Here is a 2,643-nt window from a genome sequence, read left to right on the forward strand (position 1 = left end):
TGCCGACGGTCACGTAATTCCCCAGGGGCTGCCGTCACGTAATTCCTCATGTTCGGGCCCTGCTGTGGCGAGGATAGCGGGTGATTTTCGGGGTTGTCAGGTGGTGACGGGTCCGGGCCGTTTCCGGGGTCTGTAGGACGGTCCGTCCATCAGGACTTGGTGGCTGGTGTTGATCAGCCGGTCGAGCAGCGATTCGGCGACGACCGGGTTCGGGAACAGCGGATACCAATCTTTGGGGGCGCGGTTGCTGGTCAGGATCAACGGTTTGCCGGCGATGGCCCGGTCAGAGACCAGGTCGTAGAGATCATCGCTTTGGGTGGGGGTGTGCTCGCGCATCGCGAAGTCGTCGACGATCAGGACCAGGGGTCGGGTGTATTCGCGCATCCGTTGGCCGATGGTGCGGTCGGCATGGCCGCCGGCCAGATCGGCGAGCATCCGTGAGCATTTGACGAAGCGGATGTCGCCGCCGCGGCGAGCGACTTGATGGCCAAGTGCTTGTGCCACATGGGTTTTGCCGACCCCAACCGGGCCGTAGAGGATCACTGACTCCCCGGCATCGAGCCACCGCAGCGCGGCCAGGTCACGCAACATCGCCGCCGGAAGTTTCGGGCTGACGGTGAAGTCGAAGTCGTCGAAGGTGTTGGGTTGCTCGAAGCAGGCACGGCGGACCCGCCGCGCCAGCGCGGCTGATTCGCGGCGGCCGATCTCGTCTTCGCAGAGCACTTGCAGGAACTCCAGATGCCCGAGTTTGCCGTCGCGGGTTTGCGCCAGCCGGGCGTCGAGGGTGTCGAGCATGCCGGTCAGTTTCAGGGTCTTCAAAGCAGCCCGCAGGCTCGGGTCATGAATAGTCACGATAGATTCCTCAGGTCGAATGTGGTTGCAGCAGAATATGAATGCGGCACTCCTCGCACGCGTTAGGCGGTGCGTTCAGTGTTGAAGGCGTCGGGGCCGCGTAGCAGCGCCGGCGGGATGGGTGAGGCAGCCGTGGCCGTGTCACCGGCCTCGGTGCCGGCGGCCAGGATGCCTTTGACGGTCCGATACCGCGGATCACCCACCTCCAGGGCCCGGGTGCAGGCGGCGTCCAACCGCCCGGCGCCGTAGCGGTCACGCAGCGCGATGATGCCCTGGATGGCGCGCAGCCGGTGGATGGCGTTGATCTCGGAGAGTTCGGCCACGATCGCCACCGCACCGGGTCCGATCTGCTCGGCCTGGCTGCGGCACCAGGTCACCGTGCGCAGGGTGTGGGCGACCTTGTGCGGTGGGTAGTGCTCGAAGTTCGTCGACCGCCCGGACAGATGCAGGACGTGGGTGGCCACCACCGCATCGTGGTGGAAGATCTGCACCACATCGCCGGCGGCGCGGACGGTGACCTTCTGCCCCAGCAACCGCCACGGCACCGAGTAGAACGCCTTCCCGGACTTCACGTGGCAATCTGGCGCCACCGTGCCGACGGTGTAGGCGACCGGTTCAAATGGTCTGCGCGGCAACGGCATCAACGCGTCGCGCTCCACAGCGTCGAATACCGACCTGGGGGTGGCGCCGTCGAGTCCGCGGTGCTTGTGCAGCCCGTAGACCTCGGTCGACCAACGCAGCCCCTCGCGTTGCATCTGGCTCAGCGACTCGAACTGCCGACCGGCCCAGAACGAGTCCCGGATGTAGGGCATGGGTCGCTCGACGCGCGGTTTGTCTTTGGGTTTGTTGGCCCGCGCGGGGTCGATCAAGGACCCGTAGAACGCTGCCAATTCCCCGTAAGCAAGGTTGATCAGCGGGTCATACAGATCCGGGCGGATCACCCCGGTCTTGAGGTTGTCACAGACCAGTCGGGCCGGGACACCGCCGAAGAACTCGAACGCCGCGACGTGCGAGGCGTTCCACGAGCGTTGATCCATCCTCAACACCGGTTGGATGAACAGGGCGCGGGAGCACGACAGAATCATCGCGAACACCCAGACCGCGACCCGGCGGCCCGTCGCGGGATCAAGCCACATCCCCAACTTGCCGTAATCGATCTGCGCTTCGCTGCCCGGATCGACCGCGCCGCGCGGCACCGTGACTTTCTCCTCGAAATGTTGCTCTGCGAATGTCGTTGCGATATAACGCCGTACCGTAGATTCAGAGACCGCGACACGACGGTCATCGCGCAGGCGTTGGGCGATCGTGGCCACCGTCACCGGCACATCCAGCTGCTCGGCGATCCAGTCGCGGTGCACCGCGATCTGTTCCCAGGTCAGCGCCCGCACGCTCGGGTCGATCAGCTCCGGGAACCATCGCCTGATCCGTTCCCGCCACAACTGCTCATCAAAGAGCTCCTGCGGCGCCGGCGCGAGGCCTTCGGCGATGGCCGGCGCCACGTATTTGCGGATGGTTTTGCGGTCAATACCCAGCGCGTCATAGATCTGCACCTGGGATCGGCCGGCATGCCAGTGCCGGAACATCTCCACGAAGTCGGTCACGTTCCACGATCTCCTCGCCAACTCAAGGCCCCTTCCAAGGCCCCGGGCGGGGCACCTGAACGGAGCGAACCTGAGCAGCACCCCAACCCCGACCGGACACGCCCCAAGGGGTGGGGAATTACGTGACGGCGGGTGAGGAATTACGTGACGGACAACCCCTCATACCTGGGGAATTACGTGACTGCTGACA

General features: G+C 65.1%; 2 protein-coding genes. Both read right to left on the reverse strand.

Annotation, left to right across the window (positions count from 1 at the left end; genetic code table 11):
• Positions 1-96: 96 nt before the first annotated feature.
• Entirely contained in the window at positions 97-852 is a 756-nt protein-coding gene (istB, locus tag AWC12_RS19380) for an IS21-like element helper ATPase IstB (protein WP_085176393.1), read from the reverse strand.
• Between the two features lie 62 nt (positions 853-914).
• Positions 915-2,453, reverse strand: a complete 1,539-nt coding sequence (gene istA, locus AWC12_RS19385; protein WP_085176395.1) for an IS21 family transposase — start codon at positions 2,451-2,453, stop codon at positions 915-917.
• Positions 2,454-2,643 lie beyond the last annotated feature (190 nt).

This window comes from Mycolicibacterium iranicum (assembly GCF_002101705.1).
Taxonomy (GTDB): domain Bacteria; phylum Actinomycetota; class Actinomycetes; order Mycobacteriales; family Mycobacteriaceae; genus Mycobacterium; species Mycobacterium iranicum.